Raw genomic sequence first — 619 nt, 5'->3', positions numbered from 1 at the left:
GATTTTTACTTATTAAGAGAATTCCACATGATGCATTTCGTTTAGGTTGGTCATCGCCTCAGTCTGATGGGATTTTTGTGAAGGTTTTTCACCCGAATAAGGTGGGACTGGTCGCGGTTTTTACCGGTGGCGATTATTCGCTCGAGCCGACAAGCCTCTTTGCGGCCCTCAAGGATGTTGAAGCTGATATCCGAGCGTTTGCAAACGGAGATAGGCTTGGAGTGAAAGAAGGTTGGGTGAAATGGCCGGAGTTGAACTTTCCTCAACAAGGGGAACCAATTGCCGATTTGAGCAAGTTTGATACGGAAATACACTAATAGATTACATCGCGCTTTTGCAGTTAGGGTTAATCCACGCACATGCGACATGGAAGAACTGGAAAGAGCGAGCGCGAGGTAGTGCTAGATCTGAAGGGTATACTAGGACACGAGTGGCATAGAGTGACACCGAAATCGCCGTAGCGGAAGTCGCCAAGACTTTCGGCAGCGAGCCAGCGGAACGACGCGAGCCGTCCGGTGCTGCACCACACGGGGCGACGGCACTCCCCACGGCGCTTTCTCCCAACTCCCAACTCCCAACTCCCAACTCCCAACTCCCAACTCCCAACTCCCAACTCCCA

At 51.9% G+C, this 619-nt stretch carries 1 protein-coding gene; it reads left to right on the top strand.

The features are described 5' to 3' along the window. Positions 1 to 317, top strand: a 317-nt coding sequence (locus H1B37_RS33050; RefSeq protein ID WP_182871528.1) for a hypothetical protein, incomplete at its 5' end; no start/stop codon positions are given. Positions 318 to 619: the final 302 nt, after the last annotated feature.

Origin of the sequence: Stieleria mannarensis (assembly GCF_014154935.1) — a bacterium.
Lineage (GTDB): Bacteria > Planctomycetota > Planctomycetia > Pirellulales > Pirellulaceae > Stieleria > Stieleria mannarensis.
This window is presented reverse-complemented; position numbering and strand designations above follow the sequence as displayed.